Origin of the sequence: Streptomyces sp. ISL-43, from assembly GCF_018614195.1 — a bacterium.
In the GTDB taxonomy this organism is placed as follows: Bacteria; Actinomycetota; Actinomycetes; order Streptomycetales; family Streptomycetaceae; genus Streptomyces.
In genome coordinates this window covers 59,696-80,631 of record NZ_JAGGOT010000028.1, presented here as the reverse complement: position 1 = coordinate 80,631, position 20,936 = coordinate 59,696, and the positions used below count along the sequence as shown (strand labels likewise).

General features: G+C 72.3%; 16 protein-coding genes. 12 read left to right on the top strand and 4 right to left on the bottom strand.

Going from position 1 to position 20,936, the window contains the following annotated elements:
- Positions 1–197: 197 nt before the first annotated feature.
- From J7F03_RS15560 to J7F03_RS15545, 4 genes are all read right to left on the bottom strand, one after another.
- A complete protein-coding gene (locus J7F03_RS15560) occupies positions 198–2,621 on the bottom strand; it encodes a DUF3488 and transglutaminase-like domain-containing protein (protein WP_214949843.1) in 2,424 nt (807 codons plus the stop codon).
- On the bottom strand, positions 2,618–4,027 hold the full coding sequence (locus J7F03_RS15555) for a DUF58 domain-containing protein (protein ID WP_214949842.1): 1,410 nt from the start codon (positions 4,025–4,027) through the stop codon (positions 2,618–2,620). Before J7F03_RS15555 ends, J7F03_RS15560 begins: the two co-directional genes overlap by 4 nt.
- On the bottom strand, positions 4,027–5,037 hold the full coding sequence (locus J7F03_RS15550) for a MoxR family ATPase (protein WP_214949841.1): 1,011 nt from the start codon (positions 5,035–5,037) through the stop codon (positions 4,027–4,029). The genes J7F03_RS15555 and J7F03_RS15550 overlap by 1 nt, the downstream gene beginning before the upstream one ends.
- A gap of 152 nt (positions 5,038–5,189) precedes the next feature.
- Complete coding sequence (locus J7F03_RS15545; RefSeq protein ID WP_214949840.1) at positions 5,190–5,741, bottom strand: carbonic anhydrase; 552 nt, start codon at positions 5,739–5,741, stop codon at positions 5,190–5,192.
- 342 nt (positions 5,742–6,083) lie between these two features.
- On the opposite strand from J7F03_RS15545, the gene rsmH reads away from it, so the two are divergent.
- The 12 genes from rsmH to pgeF all read left to right on the top strand — a co-directional run bounded on the left by rsmH (position 6,084) and on the right by pgeF (position 20,936).
- A complete protein-coding gene (rsmH, locus tag J7F03_RS15540) occupies positions 6,084–7,013 on the top strand; it encodes a 16S rRNA (cytosine(1402)-N(4))-methyltransferase RsmH (RefSeq protein WP_251071996.1) in 930 nt (309 codons plus the stop codon).
- Positions 7,014–7,075: 62 nt separating this feature from the next.
- Positions 7,076–7,528 carry a hypothetical protein gene (locus tag J7F03_RS15535; protein ID WP_214949838.1) on the top strand — a complete coding sequence of 151 codons (453 nt, stop codon included), beginning with the start codon at positions 7,076–7,078 and terminating at the stop codon, positions 7,526–7,528.
- A 60-nt stretch (positions 7,529–7,588) separates the two neighbouring features.
- Positions 7,589–9,598, top strand: coding sequence for a penicillin-binding protein 2 (locus tag J7F03_RS15530; protein ID WP_214949835.1), 2,010 nt, complete (start codon positions 7,589–7,591; stop codon positions 9,596–9,598).
- 44 nt (positions 9,599–9,642) lie between these two features.
- Positions 9,643–11,343, top strand: a complete 1,701-nt coding sequence (locus J7F03_RS15525) for a UDP-N-acetylmuramoyl-L-alanyl-D-glutamate--2,6-diaminopimelate ligase (RefSeq protein ID WP_214949833.1) — start codon at positions 9,643–9,645, stop codon at positions 11,341–11,343.
- Positions 11,343–12,767: a UDP-N-acetylmuramoyl-tripeptide--D-alanyl-D-alanine ligase gene (gene murF, locus J7F03_RS15520; RefSeq protein WP_214949831.1), complete on the top strand. Its 1,425-nt coding sequence runs from the start codon at positions 11,343–11,345 to the stop codon at positions 12,765–12,767. The genes J7F03_RS15525 and murF overlap by 1 nt, the downstream gene beginning before the upstream one ends.
- Complete coding sequence (gene mraY / locus J7F03_RS15515; protein ID WP_214949830.1) at positions 12,764–13,834, top strand: phospho-N-acetylmuramoyl-pentapeptide-transferase; 1,071 nt, start codon at positions 12,764–12,766, stop codon at positions 13,832–13,834. The genes murF and mraY overlap by 4 nt, the downstream gene beginning before the upstream one ends.
- Positions 13,816–15,273: a UDP-N-acetylmuramoyl-L-alanine--D-glutamate ligase gene (gene murD, locus J7F03_RS15510; protein WP_251071966.1), complete on the top strand. Its 1,458-nt coding sequence runs from the start codon at positions 13,816–13,818 to the stop codon at positions 15,271–15,273. The genes mraY and murD overlap by 19 nt, the downstream gene beginning before the upstream one ends.
- Positions 15,274–15,349: 76 nt before the next feature.
- The gene (ftsW, locus tag J7F03_RS15505) at positions 15,350–16,765 is read left to right on the top strand and encodes a putative lipid II flippase FtsW (RefSeq protein WP_214949829.1); all 1,416 of its coding nucleotides are present in this window, start codon (positions 15,350–15,352) and stop codon (positions 16,763–16,765) included.
- A 6-nt stretch (positions 16,766–16,771) separates the two neighbouring features.
- Entirely contained in the window at positions 16,772–17,866 is a 1,095-nt protein-coding gene (murG, locus tag J7F03_RS15500) for an undecaprenyldiphospho-muramoylpentapeptide beta-N-acetylglucosaminyltransferase (RefSeq protein WP_214949828.1), read from the top strand.
- Positions 17,867–17,882: 16 nt separating this feature from the next.
- Positions 17,883–18,728: a cell division protein FtsQ/DivIB gene (locus J7F03_RS15495; protein ID WP_374104339.1), complete on the top strand. Its 846-nt coding sequence runs from the start codon at positions 17,883–17,885 to the stop codon at positions 18,726–18,728.
- A gap of 280 nt (positions 18,729–19,008) precedes the next feature.
- On the top strand, positions 19,009–20,208 hold the full coding sequence (gene ftsZ, locus J7F03_RS15490) for a cell division protein FtsZ (RefSeq protein WP_214949827.1): 1,200 nt from the start codon (positions 19,009–19,011) through the stop codon (positions 20,206–20,208).
- On the top strand, positions 20,205–20,936 hold the full coding sequence (pgeF, locus tag J7F03_RS15485; RefSeq protein ID WP_214949826.1) for a peptidoglycan editing factor PgeF: 732 nt from the start codon (positions 20,205–20,207) through the stop codon (positions 20,934–20,936). The genes ftsZ and pgeF overlap by 4 nt, the downstream gene beginning before the upstream one ends.

The window sequence follows — 20,936 nt, the reverse complement described above, 5'->3', positions numbered from 1 at the left end:
CCCGACCCGCGGCACGCCAGACTGGGGGCAACGGACAGGGACCCGGTTCGCACCGCCGACACGGGGCGGCAGGTGTGGACCGGGTCTCTCTGACCGGTGGGATGGGAAGCGGCCGGCGCGGGGCTCGGGGGGATCGAGCCCTAGCGCCGGCCGCTTTTTTTTGCGGGTAACCGCGCCGTTGCCGGGTGCGGGCACCGTCAGCCGCGGCCCCGTAGCGGGATCCGGGTGCGGGCCCGGGAGACGGCGGCCGAGACCAGCTCGGTCAGCGCCGCCCAGCGGGACGAGGCCGCCCAGCGGACGCGGGCTCCCGAGCGCGGGAGGAACAGCGCGCGCAGACGGGTCGTCCGGGAGACGCCGGCGAGCAGGCCGGCCCGCGCGAGCAGGACGTCCGGCCCCGCGGCGCCGTACGCGGGCTCCGCGCCCGGCGGGGCGTACAGCGCGCGCTCGACCGCGCCCGAGATCCGGAGGACGGCATCGGCCGCCTCCGGCCCCAGCCGGCCCAGCTCCACCACCCGGTCCGCCACCCCCCGCGGGGACAGCGCCTCGTCCGGGGGGATCCCGACGTCCCACGCCGCGTCCCCGAGCTCGCGCCAGGCGGACAGCACATCGCCCGAGGCGAGCCGCCGGGCCCGCAGCCGGCCGCGCCACAGGAACGGCAGCAGCGGGAGCCCCAGTACCAGCAGAGCGGTGGCCGTCCAGGCGAGGACGGTGGCCGCCGACGGTCCGTCGCCCCCCGAACCCGCGTTCTGGTTCGGCGCGGTCGGCCCGCACTCGCCCAGCCTCTTCTGGTCCGGCGGGCAGTCCTCATCGGCCGACGGCGCGGCCGAGGGCTGCGCCGTGCTCGCGGACGGGGCCGCCGTCGGCGCCGCCGGCTCGTTGCGCGGGGCCTCGGACCGGCTGTAGTCCGGCACCGTGATGCCCGACCGGGGCGTCGGCTCGAAGCGGGTCCAGCCCACGCCCTCGAAGTACAGCTCCGGCCACGCGTGCGCGTCCCGCATCGAGACGTTGATGTTCCCGTCCGACTGCTTCTCACCCGGGGTGAACCCGACCGCGACCCGCGCCGGGATCCCGACCGACCGCGCCATCGAGGCCATCGAGAAGGCGAAGTGGACGCAGAAGCCCTCCTTGTCCTCGAGGAACCGGGCGATGGCGTTCGAGCCCGTACCCGAGGACACCTTCGTGTCGTAGCGGAAGCCGCCGCTGACCGCGAAGTAGTCCTGGAGCTTCACCGCCGCCGTGTAGTCGTCTTGTGCGCCCCGCGTGACCTCGCGGGCCGTCTTGACGACGATCTCCGGCAGGTTCTCCGGCAGCTTCGTGTACTCGGCCCTGATCGCCTCGTTCGGCGGCGGCGCCTTGCGCAGCTGCGCCGCCGTCGGCTTCAGCAGCAGGCTCCGCACGGTGTACTGGGCGCCCTGGGCGTTCTGGAACTTGTCCTTCCCCAGCTGGTCCCCGACGAGCGTGCGCCCGACCGGCTCGAACCGCCACTTGCCGCCGATGTCCACCTGGGTCGCCGGATACGGCATCGGCAGGTAGCGCTGCGCGTAGGTCTGGGCCGACGAGACGTTGGTGACCACCTCGACCGCGCCCTGCAGGACCGCGCCGCTCACGCCGGGCGGATCCGGCAGCCGCTTCGGGACGTCCGTCAGGGCCCGCCCGGAGGCCTCCCACTTGACGCCGTTGAACTCGTCCAGCGCCAGGATCCGCAGGTACTGCTCGCTCAGGTCCGGGTTGTTCGTGCGGTACTTCAGCACCACCCGGTTGTCCTGGGTGTTCAGGCTGGACTGCAGCGAGACCAGCGGGTTGACCGCCTGGATCGAGGGGCCGAGGCCGGTTCCCTCGCCGCCGCCCCCGTCGCCCGTGCCCAGCACGCCCCCGCCCAGCGCGGGCAGCACCGCCGGAACGGCCAGTGCCAGGCCCAGCGCGAGAGCGCCGATCCGGCGCCCGGTGCGCACGGGGGCGAGCGCCTGCCCGCTGCCCGAGTAGCCGGCGGCGACCCGCCCGCGCGGCGCCGCGCCGAAGACGCGGCCCCACTGGGCGAGCCGGTCACGGCCCTCGGCCAGCAACAGCAGCAGATAGCCGCAGCCCGCCAGCACGAACGCGAACCAGGAGGCGCCGCCGGAGCCGGAGGCGGCGCCGGACAGGCCCGCCGCCACCGAGTAGAGGGCGAGCAGCGGCAGCCCGGCGGCCGCGGCCATCCGCAGCGTCACCGCCAGCAGGTCCACCAGCAGCCCGATCAGCAGCACCCCGCACACCAGCAGCAGCCGGATCCCGTCCGTCAGCGGCGCCGGGATCGCGAACTCGTTCACGTCCCGGACGCCCTGGCCGAACAGGGCGCCGAAGTCCGTCACCAGGTAGTCCAGCAGCCCGTCGCCGGTCGAGGACTGCGCCTTCCCGCCGAACAGCAGCATGAGCGCCAGCAGCGACACGAGCAGCTGCGCCGCCACGGTCAGCGACCGTGTCAGCGGCACCCGCCGCGCCCCGGCGCCCACGGCGCTCTGCAGCGCCAGCAGCAGCGCCGCCTGCGGCAGCCAGCTGCCCGTCTCCACGAGAGAGTTCAGCGACCAGGCGGTGAACAGCGTCGCCAGAGCCGCGAAGACCGTCAGTCTCGCCCGCCCGCTCATCCCCAGCCCCCCGCCGAACCCGAACCGGTACCCGTGCCGATCGGGGCGTGGCCGGCCTGGCGCCACAGCTCCCCGAAGGCCACCCCGGGCGGGGCGGCCAGCGCCGTCCAGCCCGCGTCGCGCAGCCTGCCCAGGCGCTCCTCCAGCGGAGGCAGCCCCCGCGACATCACGGAAGCCAGCCCCGGCGGCCGCCCGGACCAGTCCGCGGAGTCCAGTACGAACGCCACGGCGCCCCCGCTGCGCCGGCACATCTTGGCCGCCAGTTCCGTCTGTACGTCGTCCAGGTCTCCGAAGAAGGCGATGAGGAGCCCGTCACCGCCGGCTCCGCCGAAGCCGCTGCCGATGCCGTTGCCCCGTACCGCGTCGTAGGCCCGGGACAGCCCGGCGCCGTCGGAGTGGGTGACCACCGCGAGGGTGTCCATCATCAGGCCCGCGGCCTCGGCGGACTCCTGACCGCCGGAGGTGAAGCCGCCGCCCTCGCGGGGCACGCAGTCCCCGGTGTCGGTCAGCAGCCGCACCGAGAAGCCCTGCTCCAGCAGGTGCACCAGGGCCGACGCGGTGCCCGAGACGGCCCACTCGAAGGCCGAGTCGGGGCCGGCGCCCTCGTAGGCGAGGTGCCGGGTGTCCAGCAGCACGGTGGCCCGGCTGCGCTGCGGCTGCTCCTCGCGGCGCACCATCAGCTCGCCGTAGCGGGCGGTGGAGCGCCAGTGCACGCGGCGCAGGTCGTCGCCGCGCCGGTAGCCGCGCGGGATCACGTCGTCCTCGCCGGCCAGGGCCAGCGAGCGCCGGCTGCCGTCGCCGTAGCCGGAGGACTCGCTGGTGAAGCGGACCGCGGGCAGGGCCTCGGTGCGCGGGATGACCGTGAGGGTGTCGTACGCGGAGAAGGAGCGGGTCAGCTCGACCAGTCCGAAGGGGTCGGTGAGGCGCAGCTGCAGCGGGCCCAGCGGGTAGCGGCCGCGCAGGTCGGAGCGGACCCGGTAGGACACCTCGCGGCGGCCGCCCGGCTCCACCCGGTCCAGGACGAAGCGGGGCCGGGGCCCGAGCACGTAGGGCACCCGGTCCTGGAGCATCAGCAGGCCGGTGGGCATCCGGGAGGTGTTGTCGATGCGCAGCTGCACCCGGGCCTCGGCGCCGGCGGGCACCCGCACCGGGGTCAGCCGGCGGGTTCCGGAGACCCGGTAGCGGGTGCGGTGCAGGGCGAGGACGCAGATCAGCGGCAGCACGGCGAGCAGCAGCCCGACCCGGAGCAGCTCCGACTGGCCCAGGACGTACGCGCACAGCGCGGCGGCGATCCCGGCGGCCAGGAAGGAGCGGCCGCGGGTGGTCAGGCCGGCCAGCGACGCGCGGAAACCGCCGCCGTCGTCCGCGCCCGGTCCGCCGGCGCCGTGCGGTGCGCCGGCGCTCATCAGAAGCCCCGGATGCCCGCGCCGGGCGGCATCTCGCCGCGCGCGTGCGCGGCCGGTACGGGGGTGCGCTGCAGGATGTCGGCGACGACCTGCTCGGCGCTGCGCCGGCTCAGCTGGGCCTGCGCGGTGGGCAGCAGCCGGTGCGCGAGGACGGGGCCGGCCAGCGCCTGGACGTCGTCGGGCAGGACGTAGTCCCGGCCGGCCAGGGCGGCGGAGGCCTTCACGGCGCGCAGCAGGTGCAGGGTGGCGCGGGGCGAGGCGCCCAGACGCAGGTCCGGGTGGCTGCGGGTGGCGGAGACCAGGTCGACGACGTAGCGCCGGACGGGTGCGGCCACGTACACCTCGCGGACGGCCTCGATGAGCTTGACGATGTCGTGGGCGTGCGCGACGGACGTCAGGTCGTCGAGCGGGGAGAGCCCGCCGTGCACGTCGAGCATGCGCAGCTCGGCGTCGGGACTGGGGTAGCCGACGGAGACGCGGGCCATGAAGCGGTCGCGCTGGGCCTCGGGGAGCGGGTAGGTGCCCTCCATCTCCACCGGGTTCTGGGTGGCGACCACCATGAAGGGGCTCGGCAGCGTGTAGGTGGTGCCGTCGATGGTGACCTGGCCCTCCTCCATCGACTCCAGCAGCGCCGACTGGGTCTTGGGGGAGGCGCGGTTGATCTCGTCGCCGATGACGATCTGCGCGAAGATCGCGCCCGGCTTGAACTCGAACTCCCGGCGCTGCTGGTCGTAGATGCTGACGCCCGTGATGTCGGAGGGCAGCAGGTCGGGCGTGAACTGGATGCGCTGCACCGAGCAGTCGATGGACTTTGCGAGCGCCTTGGCCAGCATGGTCTTGCCCACGCCCGGCACGTCCTCGATCAGCAGGTGGCCCTCGGCGAGCAGGACGGTCAGCGCGAGGCGGACCACTTCCGGCTTGCCCTCGATCACGCTCTCGACCGAATCCCGCACCCGCTGCACCGTGCTCGTCAGATCCGCGAGGCTCGCTCGGTCGTCATACGTGGTCACCTGGTTCTCCTCGACCCAATCCCAGGGCCGACGCGCATGACGCGGAGCGGCCCACCCCGAAACACCTCAAAAGCGAGAGTGCGGACACCGGCCCGGAGGTCCTCCGGGTGACGTCTCCCCGCATTCTTGACGGCGTTGCGGCCTTGTGTCACTCACGAGGTGGGGTCGATCTCCCGCAGGAGCCCGGTGTGCACGTCGAAGACGAAGCCTCGCACATCGTCCTTGTGGGGGAGGAACGGGTTCGTACGAACCCGCTGCATGGACTGGCGGACGTCCTGGTCGACGTCCCGGAAGGCCTCCACGGCCCAGGCGGGACGCTGCCCGACCTCGTCCTCCAGCTCGTGGCGGAAGTCCTCGGTCAGGCTTTCGAGACCGCAGCCGGTGTGGTGGATGAGTATCACCGTGCGGGTGCCGAGCGCCCGCTGGCTGATGGTGAGCGAGCGGATGGTGTCGTCCGTGACCACTCCGCCCGCGTTGCGGATCGTGTGGCAGTCGCCAAGTTCGAGGCCGAGGGCGGCGTGCAGGTCGAGGCGGGCGTCCATACAGGCCACGACGGCCACCTGGAGGACCGGACGGGCGTCCATGCCGGGGTCGGTGAACTTCGCGGCGTATGCGTGGTTTGACTCCACCAGCCTGTCGGTGACGGAGCGGCCGCCGGTGGTCTCGGGGGCGGACTCGGCGGGCACGGGTACGGAAGTCGTCATGGATACGACGTTAGTGGTCACAGCACGTCCAGGCATTGAGTGAGGGTGGACAAAGAAGGTCACGACAACCTGTTGTGAGCTAACCCACAGGGGTGAGGCACAGGCGGCCGTCCGGGTGATTCGGGGCATTTGCCGGTTCGTGGGGAGAGGGCCGCACGGCGCGCGGGGCGGTTCGTTGACCGCGGCGACCGTTGCACTAAAGTGACGCGAACCGGCCGGAGCCCGGCCCTGACCGGCCGCCCGGCCACTTTGGTAAGACTCCGCGTGCGCGGCGCGGCGTATGCCTGCCGCGCCGTTATCTGAGAGGGCGCTTTGACTAGCGAGTCCCGACACGTCCCGGTGATGCTCCAGCGGTGCCTGGACCTGTTGGCCCCGGCGCTGGAGAGGCCCGGGGCCGTCGTCGTCGACTGCACCCTCGGCCTCGGCGGCCACAGCGAGGCCCTGCTCACCCGGTTCCCCGAGGCCCACCTGATCGGCCTCGACCGCGACAAGGAGGCCCTGCGCCTCTCCGGGGAGCGCCTGGCGCCCTTCGGAGACCGGGCCACCCTCGTCCACGCCATCTACGCGGACCTGGCCGACGTACTGGACAACCTGCGCATCCCCACCGTCCAGGGCATCCTCTTCGACCTCGGCGTCTCCTCCATGCAGCTGGACGAGGCCGACCGCGGCTTCGCCTACGCGCAGGACGCGCCCCTGGACATGCGGATGGACCAGACGACCGGCATCAGCGCGGCCGAGGTGCTCAACACCTACCCGCCCGGCGAACTGGTCCGGATCCTTCGCCAGTACGGCGAGGAGAAGCAGGCCAAGCGGATCGTCTCCGCCGTGGTGCGCGAGCGGGACAAGGACCCCTTCACCAACAGCGCGCGCCTGGTCGAACTGATCCGCGACTCCCTGCCGCAGGCGGCGAAGCGGACCGGCGGCAACCCCGCCAAGCGCACCTTCCAGGCGCTGCGCATCGAGGTCAACGGCGAGCTGTCCGGTCTGGAGCGGGCCATCCCGGCCGCCGTGGACCGGATCGCGGTCGGCGGCCGGATCGCGGTGCTCTCCTACCACTCGCTGGAGGACCGCCTCGTCAAGCAGGTCTTCGCGGCCGGCGCGACCTCGACGGCCCCGCCCGGGCTGCCGGTCGTACCGGAGAAGTACCAGCCGAAGCTGAAGCTCCTCACGCGCGGCGCGGAACTGCCGACGGAGGAGGAGATCGCGGAGAACCGGCGTGCGGCGCCGGCCCGCTTCCGCGGGGTGGAACGGATCCGGGAGGCGCGGCTGTGAGTCCACGCGGGGGACGCTTCGGGCGGGTCCTTGCCGGGAGCCCGGCCGGGCAGGCGGCGAGGATGCCGTTCGTCCTGCTGGTGGTCGCGCTGCTCGGCGGCGGGCTGATCAGCCTGCTGCTGCTGAACTCGGCGCTGAACCAGGGCTCCTTCCAGCTGAGCAAGCTGCGCAAGGAGACCACCGTGCTGACGGACGAGGAGCAGGCGCTGCAGCGGGACGTGGACGGCTACTCGGCGCCCGACGCGCTGCAGCGGCGGGCGCACGAGCTGGGCCTGGTGCCCGGAGGCAGCCCGGTCTTCATCGGGCCGGACGGCAAGGTCGCCGGTACCGCGTCCGCCGCGGCGGAGCCGCCCCCGCCCTCCCCGCCGCCGTCCGCGGCTCCGCCCGGCGGAGCCGTCCCCAGCCCGGCCGGCTCCCCGGCCCCGGCTCCCTCGGGCTCGGCCACCCCCGTGGTGCCCGCCGCCCCGCCGGCCTCGCCCGGAGCCTCCCAGCCCTCCCAGACCCCTGGACGGTGACGTCGTGACGCGTACCCCTGCGGGAACCGCCCCCACAACCGCCCCCCGGGGGGCCGCCGCGTGAGCCCGCAGGAGCCGCCGCGGCGGCGGGTGCCCGGGCCGGGACGGGGCAGGCCCGGCGGGGACCGGGCACGGGCCACGGCCCGGCCGGCCTCCAGGCCCGCCACCCGCAGGCCCGCCCCCGCGAGCACACCCCACACCATCCGCCTCGGCGCCCCCAAGCCCCGCCTGCGGCTGGTCAGCGTGGGGCTGACGCTCGTCATGCTCGCGTTCGTCGTACGGCTCCTCCAGGTCCAGGCCGTCGACGCGTCGGCGTACTCCGCCAAGGCCTCCGAGAACCGTTTCGCCAGCTACACCCTGGCCGCCGAGCGCGGGGAGATCACCGACCGCAAGGGCGTGGCGCTCGCCACCAGCGTGGACGCGTACGACATCACGGCCGACCCGCACATGTTCACCCCGCAGGAGAGCAAGGCCCCCGACGCCCCCGAGCAGGCGGCCGCACTCCTCGCGCCGATCATCGGCAAGGACGCCAAGGAGCTCACCGAGCGCCTGAAGACGAGGAACACCCGCTACGTCGTCCTCGCCCGCCGCCAGACCCCGCAGGTCTGGAACCAGATCAAGGACCTCAAGAAGGTCTTCGCCGACAAGGCGGCCGCCGACAAGAAGAACAACGGCCCCGGCGCCAACGTCCTGGGCGGCGTGTTCAACGAGAACAGCAGCAAGCGCGTGTACCCCAACGGCGACCTCGCCGCCGGGATACTGGGTTACGTCAACGCCGACGGCAAGGGCGGCGGCGGACTGGAGTCCTCCCTCGACAAGAAGCTGGCGGGCAAGGACGGCGAGCTCACCTACGCCCAGTCCGGCGGCCGCCGCGTGCCGACCGCCGGTTCCAGCGAGAAGCCCGCCGTGCCCGGCCAGGACATCGAGCTGACCATCGACCGCGACATCCAGTGGGCCGCGCAGAGCGCCATCACCGAGCAGGTCGCCAAGTCGGAGGCCGACCGCGGGTACGTCATCGTCCAGGACACCCGCACCGGCGAGGTCCTCGCGATGGCCAACGCCCCCGGCTTCGACCCCAACGACCTGTCCAAGGCCAGCTCCGCCGCCATGGGCAACGCGGCCCTCCAGGACGTCTACGAGCCCGGCTCCACCGCCAAGGTGATGTCGATGGCCGCCGTGCTGGAGGAGAAGAAGGCCGGCGCCGACACCCACGTGGAGGTCCCCAACCGGCTGCACCGCGGCGACCGCCTCTTCAAGGACGACATCGACCACCCGACCTGGTACCTGACCCTCAACGGGGTCCTCGCCAAGTCCTCCAACATCGGCACCATCCTGGCCACCGGCCAGCTCGGCCCGACGCAGCCCGAGGCCAACAAGGTCCTGTACTCGTACCTGGACAAGTTCGGGATCGGCCAGCCCACCGGCCTGAACTACCCGGGCGAGTCGCGCGGCATCCTCGCCAAGCCCGAGAAGTGGTCCACCTCCCAGCAGTACACGATCCCCTTCGGCCAGGGCCTGTCCCTCAACGCCATGCAGGCGGCCTCCGTGTACTCGACCATCGCCAACGGCGGCGTCCGCGTCCAGCCCACGCTGGTCCGCGGCACCAAGGGCCCCGACGGCCGGTTCACCCCGGCCCCGGCGCCCGCGCAGCACCGCGTGGTCAGCCCCGAGACCGCCAAGACCCTCGCGGAGATGCTGGAGTCGGTGGTCGACGACCAGGAGGGAACCGGCACCAGGGCCCGCATCCCCGGCTACCGGGTCGGCGGCAAGACCGGCACCTCCAACCGGGTGGATCCGGCCACCGGCCGCTACAAGGGCTACACCGCCTCCTTCGCGGGCTTCGCGCCCGCCGACAACCCCCGCATCACCGTCTACTGCGCCATCCAGAACCCCATCAAGGGCAGTTACTTCGGTGGCCAGATCTGCGGGCCCATCTACAAGAAGGTCATGGAGTTCGCCCTCAAGACCCTCCAGGTCGCCCCCACCGGAACCGCCCCCGCCGGGCTCCCGGTCACCTACGAATCCGGCGCGCAGCCCGGCCCCCAGCCGAGCCCGCAGCCCGGCCAGTGACCCTCCCCCCAGCGGCCCGCCCAGAAACGCGTGAGGCACCACCAGTGACAACGATCACCCCGGAACCCGGGAACCAGACGACGGCCGGCTCCGCGGCCGGTCCCTCACTTCGCGAGCGGCCCGCCGGGCCCGGTACGCTCACCGCCGTGCCCCACGCTGAACAGCCCAGAACCACCCAGAACGACGCCCCGGCAGCGCCGCCGGGAGCGCCACGCCCCGCGTCCGCCCGCCCGATCCCGCTCGGCGAGCTGGCCGGCCTGCTGGGGATCGAAGCCCCCGGCGCGCCGCCGCAGATCACCGGCATCACGCACGACTCCCGTGCCGTGCGCCCCGGAGACCTGTACGCGGCCCTGCCGGGCGCCAGGCTGCACGGCGCGGACTTCGCCGCGCAGGCGGCCGCCCTCGGCGCCGCGGCGGTGCTGACCGACCCGGCCGGCACCGAGCGCGCCGAAGCCACCGGACTCCCGGTCCTCACCGTCGCCGACCCGCGCGGCCGGATGGGCGAACTGGCCGCCACGATCTACGGACGGCCGGGCACCGGCCTCCTCCAGATCGGCATCACCGGCACCTCGGGCAAGACCACCACGGCGTACCTCGTCGAAGGCGGCCTGCGCGGCAGCGGACGCACGACGGGGCTCATCGGCACCGTCGAGACGCGCATCGGGGACGAGCGCATCAAGTCCGAGCGCACCACCCCCGAGGCCACCGACCTGCAGGCGCTCCTCGCGGTCATGCGCGAACGCGGCGTCGACGCCGTCGCCATGGAGGTCTCCAGCCACGCCCTGGTGCTCGGCCGGGTCGACGGCTGCGTCTTCGACGTCGCCGTCTTCAACAACCTGAGCCCCGAGCACATGGAGTTCCACTCCGACATGGAGGACTACTTCCAGGCCAAGGCGCAGCTCTTCACCGAGCGCCGCGCCCGCCTCGGCGTGGTCAACGTCGACGACGAGTACGGCCGGCGCCTCGCCAAGGAGTCGCCGATCCCGGTCGTCACCTTCTCCGCCACCGGCGACCCTGCCGCCGACTGGCGCGCCGAGGACGTGGTCTCGGGCCACATGGACTCGACCCTGACCCTGGTGGGTCCGCAGGGCGAGCGGGTACGGGCCACCGCCCCGCTGCCCGGCCCGTTCAACGTGGCCAACACCGTCGCCGCCATCGTCACGCTCGCCGCGGCCGGCCTCGACCCGCAGAGCGCCGCCGACGGCGTCGCCGCGGTCCCCGGCGTCCCCGGCCGGCTGGAGCGCGTCGACGCGGGACAGCCGTACCTGGCCGTCGTCGACTACGCGCACAAGACCGACGCCGTCGAATCGGTCCTGCGCGCCCTGCGCGAGGTCACCACCGGCAAGCTGCACATCGTGCTCGGCTGCGGCGGCGACCGCGACACCACCAAGCGGGCCCCGATGGGCGCCGCGGCCGCCCGGTTCGCCGACACCGCCGTGCTGACCTCCGACAACCCGCGCTCCGAGGACCCCCTCACGATCCTCGCCGCGATGTTCCGAGGCGCCGTGTCCGTACCCCCCGCCGAGCGGGGCGCCGTCCTCGTCGACGCCGACCGGGCGGCGGCCATCGCCGCCGCCGTCGCGCGCGCCGAGGCGGGCGACACCGTGCTGGTGGCCGGCAAGGGCCACGAGCAGGGCCAGGACACCGCGGGCGTCGTACGACCCTTCGACGACCGTGCGGTCCTGCGCGCGGCCATCGAGAACCAAGCGCGCCTAAGTCCCCGACAGGCCGAGGTGAACCAGTAGTGATCGCCCTTTCCCTCGCCGAGATCGCCGAAATCACCGGCGGGCGGCCCCACGACATACCGGATCCGTCCGTACGCATCACCGGGCCCGTCGTCATCGACTCCCGCCAGGTGGAGCCCGGCAGCCTCTTCGCCGCGTTCGCCGGCGAGCAGGTCGACGGCCACGACTACGCCGAGCGCGCGGTCGCCGCGGGCGCCGCGGCCGTCCTCGCGGCCCGGCCCGTCGGCGTACCGGCCGTCGTCGTCCCCGACGTCGAGAAGGCGCTCGGCGCCCTCGCCCGGGCCGTCGTCGAACGCCTGGGCACCGACGTGGTGGCGCTGACCGGCTCCGCCGGGAAGACGTCCACCAAGGACCTCATCGCCCAAGTGCTCCAGACCCACGCGCCCACCGTGTGGACGCCCGGCTCCCTCAACAACGAGATCGGCCTGCCGCTCACCGCGCTGAAGGCCACCGAGGACACCCGGCACCTGGTGCTGGAGATGGGTGCCCGCGGGATCGGCCACATCGACTACCTCACCGGTCTGACGCCGCCGCGCATCGGCCTCGTCCTGAACGTCGGCACCGCCCACATCGGGGAGTTCGGCGGCCGGGAGCAGATCGCCCAGGCCAAGGGCGAGCTGGTGGAGGCCCTGCCGGCCGAGGCGGACGGCGGAGTCGCCGTACTGAACGCCGACGACCCCCTGGTGCGCGCGATGACCGCCCGCACGAAGGCCCGTACGGTCCTCTTCGGGGAGGCCGAAGACGCCGAAGTGCGGGCCACCGAGGTGCGGATGACACCGGGGGGACAGCCCTCCTTCACACTCCACACACCGACCGGGTGCAGTGATGTGACCTTGCGGCTGTACGGTGAGCACCACGTGTCGAACGCGCTCGCCGCGGCCGCCGTCGCCCACGTACTGGGCATGTCCGTCGACGAGATCGCCACCGCGCTCTCCGGGGCGGGCACGTTGTCCCGGTGGCGGATGGAGGTCACCGAGCGGGCGGACGGCGTCACGATCGTCAACGACGCCTACAACGCGAACCCCGAGTCCATGCGGGCCGCTCTGCGCGCACTTGCCGCGATGGGCGGCGCCGCCAGGGCCAACGGGGGACGTACGTGGGCAGTGCTCGGTCCCATGGCCGAGCTCGGTGACGCGTCGCTGGCCGAGCACGACGCGGTGGGACGGCTTGCCGTCCGGCTCAACGTGAGCAAGCTCGTCGCAGTCGGGGGCAGGGAAGCGTCCTGGCTGCAACTGGGCGCATATAACGAGGGTTCGTGGGGTGAGGAGTCGGTGCTCGTGTCCGACGCGCAGGCGGCGGTCGACCTGTTGCGCAGTGAACTGCGCCCGGGTGACGTCGTGCTGGTGAAGGCTTCCAGGTCCATCGGTCTGGAGCGGGTCGCGCTGGCGTTGCTGGAGCGCGAGGGCGAGGTCGCCGGCCGATGAGGCAGATCCTGTTCTCCGGAGTCATCGGACTCTTCCTCACGCTCATCGGCACCCCGCTGCTGATCAAGGGTCTGGCCCGCAAGGGCTACGGCCAGTTCATCCGCGACGACGGCCCGCGTGGCCACGCGGGGAAGAAGGGCACGCCCACCATGGGCGGCATCTCCTTCATCCTGGCCACGCTGATCGCGTACGCCCTCACCAAGGTGATCACCTCGAGCGATCCCTCCTTCTCCGGTGTCCTCGTCCTCTTCCTGATGGCGGGCATGGGTCTGGTCGGGTTCCTCGACGACTACATCAAGATCGTCAAGCAGCGCTCGCTGGGACTGCGGGCCAAGGCGAAGATGGCCGGCCAGCTGATCGTCGGCACCGCCTTCGCGGTGCTCGCCCTTCAGTTCTCGGACTCGCGAGGGCTGACCCCGGCCTCCACCAAGCTGTCGTTCGTCACGGACTTCGGCTGGTCGATCGGCCCGGTGCTGTTCGTGGTCTGGGCGCTGTTCATGATCCTGGCCATGTCCAACGGCGTGAACCTGACCGACGGTCTGGACGGCCTGGCCACCGGTGCCGCCGTGATGGTCTTCGGTGCCTACACCTTCATCGGCGTCTGGCAGTACCAGGAGTCCTGCATCAACGCGGAGACCCTGACCAACCCGGCCGCCTGCTTCGAGGTACGGGACCCACTGGACCTCGCGGTCGTCGCCTCCGCCCTGATGGGCTCCTGCTTCGGCTTCCTGTGGTGGAACACCTCGCCCGCCAAGATCTTCATGGGCGACACCGGCTCGCTGGCCCTCGGCGGCGCGCTCGCCGGCCTCGCGATCTGCTCCCGCACGGAGTTCCTGATGGCGCTCCTCGGCGGCCTCTTCGTCCTGATCACCATGTCGGTCGTCATCCAGGTCGGCTCCTTCAAGATGACCGGCAAGCGGGTCTTCCGGATGGCGCCACTCCAGCACCACTTCGAGCTCAAGGGGTGGTCCGAAGTCCTTGTCGTGGTCCGCTTCTGGATCATCCAGGGCATGTGCGTGATCGTGGGCCTCGGACTCTTCTACGCGGGATGGGCAGCCGACAAGTGACCGCCTGGCACGGCAAGAACATCACCGTCGCCGGTCTCGGCGTGAGCGGCGTCAGCGCCGCCCGCGCCCTGGCCGGCCTCGGCGCTTCGGTGACCGTCGTCGACAACGGCGACGGCGATGCCCAGCGCGCGCGGGCCGCCGAGCTCGCGGAGCTGGGCATCGAGGTCCGCCTCGGCCGCCTGGACGGCGGCGCCCGGGCGGGCGAGGTCCTGCCCGAGGGCACGGACCTCGTGGTCACCTCGCCGGGCTGGAAGCCCGACAGCCCGCTGTTCGCGGCAGCCGCCGCGGCCGGCGTGGACGTCGTGGGCGACGTGGAGATCGCCTGGCTGCTGCGCGGCCCCGATGCCGCGCCGTGGCTCGCGATCACCGGGACGAACGGCAAGACCACCACCACCCAGATGCTCGCCTCGATCCTGAAGGCTGCCGGGCTCAAGACGGCGGCCGTCGGGAACATCGGCACCCCGATCATCGACGTGGTGATCGGCGAGGAGACGTACGACGTCCTCGCCGTCGAGCTCTCCAGCTACCAGCTGCACTGGGCGCCCTCGCTGCGCGCCCACTCCGCGGCCGTCCTCAACCTGGCCCCGGACCACCTCGACTGGCACGGCTCGATGGAGGCCTACGCCGCCGACAAGGGCCGGATCTACGAGGGCAACTCGGTGGCCTGCGTCTACAACGCGGACGCCGCCGACAACAAGGCCACCGAGAACCTGGTCATGGAAGCCGACGTCGAAGAGGGCTGCCGGGCGATCGGCTTCACCCTCGGCGCCCCCGGCCCCTCCATGCTCGGCGTCGTCGACGGGATCCTCGTCGACCGCGCCTTCGTGGAGAACCGGCAGAAGAACGCCCAGGAGCTCGCCGCGGTCGCGGACGTCAACCCGCCGGCCCCGCACAACATCGCCAACGCCCTCGCCGCGGCCGCCCTGGCCCGCGCCTTCGGCGTGAAGCCGAGCGCGATCCGCGACGGGCTGCGCGCCTTCCGGCCGGACGCCCACCGCGTCAGCCACGTGGCCGAGGTGGACGGGGTCACCTACATCGACGACTCCAAGGCCACCAACACCCACGCCGCCGAGGCCTCCCTGGCCGCCTTCGAGCCGGTCGTCTGGATCGCCGGCGGCCTCGCCAAGGGCGCCACCTTCGACGAGCTCGTGCAGAAGTCCGCGAAGCGGATGCGCGGCGTCGTGCTGATCGGCGCCGACCGGGCGCTGATCGCCGAGGCACTGGCGCGACACGCGCCGCAGGTCCCGGTCGTGGACCTCGGGCAGACCGACACTGGGGCGATGCTCGCGGCGGTCCGGGAAGCGGCCCGGCTCGCGGAGACCGGCGACACGGTTCTGCTGGCACCCGCCTGCGCCTCGATGGACATGTTCGCGAACTACAACGAGCGTGGGGACGCGTTCGCCGACGCGGTGCGCGAACTGGCCGCCGAGAAGGCCTAGGGCCGGCTCGATCCAGGGCCGGTTCACTCCGGCCGACCGGCCGCTCGCCTCGTACGAGTGGAGGGGAAGATCACAGATGCCGGCCAAGCAAATGCTGCCGGGGCGGCGGCCGTCCGCGGACAAGACCGCCAAGGCCGCCAAGGCCGTCAGAGCTCCCAAGGCCGCCAAGGCCGACCGGACATCGGGCCTGGTCCGCCCCGCCGCGCGCGTGAAGCGGCCCGCCACGGGCGGGCCGCTCGCCGGTCTGCGGCGTACGCAGCGGCAGTTGCGCCGGGCCTGGGACCGGCCGCTCACGGCGTATTACCTGATCTTCGGCAGCTCGTTGCTCATCACCGTGCTCGGCCTGGTGATGGTCTACTCCGCTTCGATGATCAAGGCGCTCCAGCTCGGCCTGGGCGACGCGTACTTCTTCAAGAAGCAGTTCCTCGCCGCCCTGATCGGCACCGGACTGCTGCTGCTCGCCTCCCGGATGCCCGTCAAACTGCACCGGGCGCTGTCCTATCCCGTGCTCGCCGGCACGCTCTTCCTCATGGTCCTGGTCCAGGTCCCGGGGATAGGCGTATCGATCAACGGCAACCAGAATTGGATCTCCCTTGGCGGTCCGTTCATGCTCCAGCCCAGCGAGTTCGGCAAACTGGCACTCATCCTCTGGGGCGCCGACCTGCTGGCGCGCAAGGGCGGGAAGGACCTGCTGAGCCAGTGGAAGCACCTGCTGGTGCCGCTGGTCCCGGTCACCTTCCTGCTGCTCGGGCTCATCATGCTGGGCGGGGACATGGGAACCGCGATGATCCTCGGGGCCATCCTGTTCGGCCTGTTGTGGCTGGCCGGGGCGCCCACGCGGATGTTCGCGGGGGTACTGGCCGTCGCGGGCGTGCTCGTCGTCCTGCTCATCAAGACCAGCCCGCACCGCATGGACCGGCTCGAGTGCATCGGCGCGACCGAGCCGGGCAAGAACGACCTGTGCTGGCAGGCGGTCCACGGAATCTACGCACTCGCCTCCGGCGGATGGTTCGGTTCCGGTCTGGGTGCCAGTGTGGAAAAATGGGGGCAACTGCCAGAGGCCCACACCGACTTCATCTTCGCCATCACCGGCGAGGAACTGGGGCTGGCGGGGACGCTGTCGGTACTCGCCCTGTTCGCGGCCCTAGGCTATGCGGGTATCCGCGTGGCCGGACGCACGGAGGACCCCTTCGTACGGTATGCCGCGGGAGGCGTGACCACCTGGATCACGGCGCAGGCCGTGATCAACATTGGTGCGGTGCTCGGTCTGCTGCCGATCGCCGGGGTCCCGCTCCCGCTGTTCTCCTACGGCGGGTCGGCCCTGCTGCCGACCATGTTCGCGGTCGGACTGCTCATCGCGTTCGCGCGTGAGGAGCCGGCGGCACGCGCGGCGCTCGCGATGCGGAAGCCGAAGAACGGCCGTCCGCGGACCGGGCAGAGATGGAAGTCGATGAGACGGCGCGTCAAGAAGCGTCCGTCCGGAGAGCGGTGAATTTCGGTGCATGTCGTACTCGCCGGTGGGGGGACCGCCGGCCACATCGAGCCGGCGCTCGCCCTCGCGGACGCCCTGCGCAGGCAGGACCCTTCCGTGGGCATCACCGCCCTCGGCACGGAACGCGGACTCGAAACCCGCCTGGTGCCGGAGCGCGGCTACGAGCTGGGACTGATCCCAGCCGTCCCGCTGCCCCGTAGGCCAACGCCCGAGCTGATCACCGTCCCCGGACGGCTGCGCGGCACCATCAAGGCCGCCGAGGAGATCCTCCTGCGCACCAAGGCCGACTGCGTCGTCGGCTTCGGCGGCTACGTGGCCCTGCCCGGCTACCTCGCGGCCAAGCGCCTCGGGGTGCCGATCATCGTCCACGAGGCCAACGCGCGGCCCGGACTGGCCAACAAGATCGGCTCCCGGTACGCGCACGCCGTCGCGGTCTCCACCCCCGACAGCAAACTGCGCGGAGCCCGCTACGTGGGCATCCCGCTGCGCCGCACCATCTCCACCCTCGACCGGGCCATGGTCCGCCCGGAGGCGCGCGCCGCCTTCGGCCTGGACCCCAACCTGCCGACGCTGCTGGTCTCCGGCGGCTCGCAGGGCGCCCGGCGCCTCAACGAGGTGATCCAGCAGGTCGCGCCGACCCTCCAGCGCTCCGGGATCCAGATCCTGCACGCGGTCGGGCCGAAGAACGAACTGCCGCGTGTCGACAACATGCCCGGGATGCCGCCCTACGTGCCGGTACCGTACGTGGACCGGATGGATCTCGCGTACGCCGCCGCCGACATGATGCTGTGCCGCGCGGGCGCGATGACCGTCGCCGAACTCTCCGCCGTCGGGCTCCCCGCCGCCTACGTACCGCTGCCGATCGGCAACGGCGAACAGCGGCTCAACGCCCAGCCGGTGGTCAAGGCCGGCGGCGGCCTGCTCGTGGACGACGCGGAACTGACGCCCGAGTGGGTGCTGGGCCAGGTCGTCCCGGTCCTCACCGACCCGCACCGCCTCTACGAGATGTCCCGCGCGGCCGCCGAGTTCGGCCGCCGGGACGCGGACGAACTGCTGGTCGCCATGGTGTACGAGGCGGTCGCCGCCAACAGGAAGCACTGACGCAGGAGGCACAGGAGTGGCCGGAGCGAGCACCGCACAGCGCGGCAGTCCCGGGGCCGCGGGGAAGGGGGCCGGCTCTTCGGGCCGGCCCCGGACCCCCAAGTCGCCGAAGCCGCCCCGGCGATCCGGCCCGGGCGGGCCGCGCATCCCGCGCGGCCCGCGCCGGGGCCCCGTCCTGGTCGCCGGGCTCGTCCTGGTCCTGCTCCTGGCCGCGGGCCTCACGTGGGTGTTCTACGGGTCCTCCTGGCTCCGGGTCGAGAAGGTCACCGCGGGCGGCACCGAGGTCCTGACCCCGGAGCAGGTGCGCCTCGCGGCGGCCGTGCCGGTCGGGGCGCCCATGGTGTCCGTGGACACCGACGAGATCGAAGCGCGGCTCCGCGCCCGGCTGCCCCGCGTCGATTCGGTCGACGTGGTGCGGGCCTGGCCGCACGGCATCGGGCTGAAGGTGACGGAACGCAAGCCGGTTCTGCTCATCGAAAAGGGCGCGGAGTTCGTGGAAGTGGACGCTTCCGGTGTGCGATTCGACACTGTCGCGAAAGCACCCGAAGGCGTTCCGGTCCTCGACCTGAGCGCCGGGCAGTCCCCGAGCGGCCGCCGTTTCGACGAGGAACGGCTGCTGCGCGAGGCCGTCGGCGTCGCCGGCGACCTCCCGGAAGCCGTCCGCACGGAGACCGTGCAGGTCAAGGTCCGGTCCTACGACTCCGTGGTGTTGGAGCTGACGCGGGGCCGGTCGGTGGTCTGGGGGAGCGGCGAACAGGGTGAGGCGAAGGGCCGAGCTCTGACGGCGCTCCTGAAGGCCTCGCCCAAGGCTGACCACTTTGACGTGAGCGTCCCCACCGCCCCAGCGGTGTCCGGTAGTTGACGTCAGGTCGAACACCATCGCACCCTGGTTGGCCAGCGATACGGGTGATCACATAGGGTGAAAAGAAAAACGGGAGGTTCGGCGTGTTCGTTGAACACGCGCTACTTGTCGACTTAGTGTCCTGTTCGGAAGAGTCCAAGGAACAGACACACTCATAACCCTAAACTTCAGGGTTAGGGTTCGGGTCGGCGTGTACGGACCGTCCCAATTTCGGCATCAGTCGTCGCACCGCAGGCCCGCGAGGCGAACGACACGTAACTCGAGGCGAGAGGCCTTCGACGTGGCAGCACCGCAGAACTACCTCGCAGTCATCAAGGTCATCGGTGTCGGCGGCGGTGGTGTCAATGCCATCAACCGAATGATCGAGGTCGGTCTCAAGGGCGTCGAGTTCATCGCCATCAACACGGACGCCCAGGCGCTGTTGATGAGCGACGCCGACGTCAAGCTCGACGTCGGCCGGGAACTCACCCGGGGTCTTGGCGCCGGCGCCAACCCGGATGTCGGCCGCAAGGCGGCAGAGGACCACCGCGAGGAGATCGAGGAGGTCCTCAAGGGGGCCGACATGGTCTTCGTCACCGCCGGTGAAGGCGGCGGCACCGGAACGGGCGGCGCACCCGTCGTCGCCAACATCGCGCGCTCGCTGGGCGCCCTGACGATCGGTGTGGTCACCCGGCCGTTCACCTTCGAGGGCCGGCGCCGCGCGAACCAGGCCGAGGACGGCATCGCCCAGCTCCGCGAGCAGGTCGACACCCTCATCGTCATCCCCAACGACCGGCTGCTGTCCATCTCGGACCGCCAGGTCAGCGTGCTCGACGCCTTCAAGTCGGCCGACCAGGTCCTGCTTTCCGGCGTCCAGGGCATCACCGATCTCATCACCACCCCGGGTCTGATCAACCTCGACTTCGCGGACGTCAAGTCCGTGATGTCCGAGGCGGGCTCGGCCCTCATGGGCATCGGCTCGGCCCGCGGCGACGACCGCGCGGTGGCCGCCGCCGAGATGGCGATCTCCTCGCCGCTCCTCGAGGCGTCCATCGACGGCGCCCGCGGTGTGCTGCTCTCCATCTCCGGCGGCTCGGACCTCGGTCTCTTCGAGATCAACGAGGCCGCGCAGCTGGTGAGCGAGGCCGCGCACCCCGAGGCGAACATCATCTTCGGCGCCGTGATCGACGACGCGCTCGGCGACGAGGTGCGGGTCACCGTCATCGCGGCCGGGTTCGACGGCGGACAGCCCCCGGCCCGCCGGGACAACGTCATCGGCGCGGCGTCCACCAAGCGCGAGGAGCCGGCCCCGGCTCCGGTCCGTTCCGCCGAACCGGTCCGCCCGGCCTTCGGCGGACTCGGCTCGGTCACCCCGCGCGAGGAGCCGGTCCGTGCCGAGCCGGTCCCGGTCGCCGAGGCGCCCGCGCCGCAGGTCCCGACGGCCCGGCCGTACCAGGACAGCCCGGCCGAGGAACTGGATGTCCCGGACTTCTTGAAGTGACCCTGGAGCAGCACAGCGAGAGCGGCGCCCACTTCGCCTTCACCGACCGGTGGGGCGGGGTGAGCGCCGTTCCGTACGAAGAGCTCAATCTCGGCGGCGCGGTCGGAGACGACCCGGCCGCCGTTCGCGCGAACCGGGCCGCCGCGGCCAAGGCCCTGGGCATCGACCCGGACCTGGTGGTCTGGATGAACCAGGTGCACGGCCGCGACGTGGCGGTGGTCGACGGCCCGTGGGCCGCCGGCGCCCCCGTCCCCTCCGTGGACGCGGTGGTGACCACCCGTCGGGGGCTCGCCCTCGCGGTCCTCACCGCCGACTGCACGCCCGTCCTGCTGGCCGACCCCGTGGCCGGAGTCGCGGGAGCCGCCCACGCCGGGCGGCCCGGGCTGGTCGCGGGAGTCGTGAGCGCCACCGTCGAGGCGATGGTCTCGCTGGGCGCCGACCCCGCGCGCATGGTCGCCCGTACCGGACCCGCGGTGTGCGGGCGCTGCTACGAGGTCCCGGCCGAGATGCGGGCCGCCGTCACCGAGGTGGTTCCGGCCGCGTACGCCGAGACCAGCTGGGGGACACCCGCCGTCGACGTGGTCGCCGCAGTGCACGCGCAGCTGGCAGAGGCGGGGGTGGCCGACTCGCGCCGATCCGCGGTCTGCACACTGGAGTCGCGGGACCACTTCTCGTACCGCCGCGACCGGGTGACCGGGCGGCTTGCCGGATATGTCTGGTTGGACTGA

Coding starts and splice junctions, on each gene's coding strand:
- J7F03_RS15560 (WP_214949843.1), bottom strand. CDS start 2,621: ATGAGCGGGCGGGCGAGACTGACGGTCTTCGCGGCTCTGGCGACGCTG.
- J7F03_RS15555 (WP_214949842.1), bottom strand. CDS start 4,027: ATGAGCGCCGGCGCACCGCACGGCGCCGGCGGACCGGGCGCGGACGAC.
- J7F03_RS15545 (WP_214949840.1), bottom strand. CDS start 5,741: ATGACGACTTCCGTACCCGTGCCCGCCGAGTCCGCCCCCGAGACCACC.
- rsmH (WP_251071996.1), top strand. CDS start 6,084: ATGCTCCAGCGGTGCCTGGACCTGTTGGCCCCGGCGCTGGAGAGGCCC.
- J7F03_RS15535 (WP_214949838.1), top strand. CDS start 7,076: ATGCCGTTCGTCCTGCTGGTGGTCGCGCTGCTCGGCGGCGGGCTGATC.
- mraY (WP_214949830.1), top strand. CDS start 12,764: ATGAGGCAGATCCTGTTCTCCGGAGTCATCGGACTCTTCCTCACGCTC.
- murD (WP_251071966.1), top strand. CDS start 13,816: ATGGGCAGCCGACAAGTGACCGCCTGGCACGGCAAGAACATCACCGTC.
- ftsW (WP_214949829.1), top strand. CDS start 15,350: ATGCCGGCCAAGCAAATGCTGCCGGGGCGGCGGCCGTCCGCGGACAAG.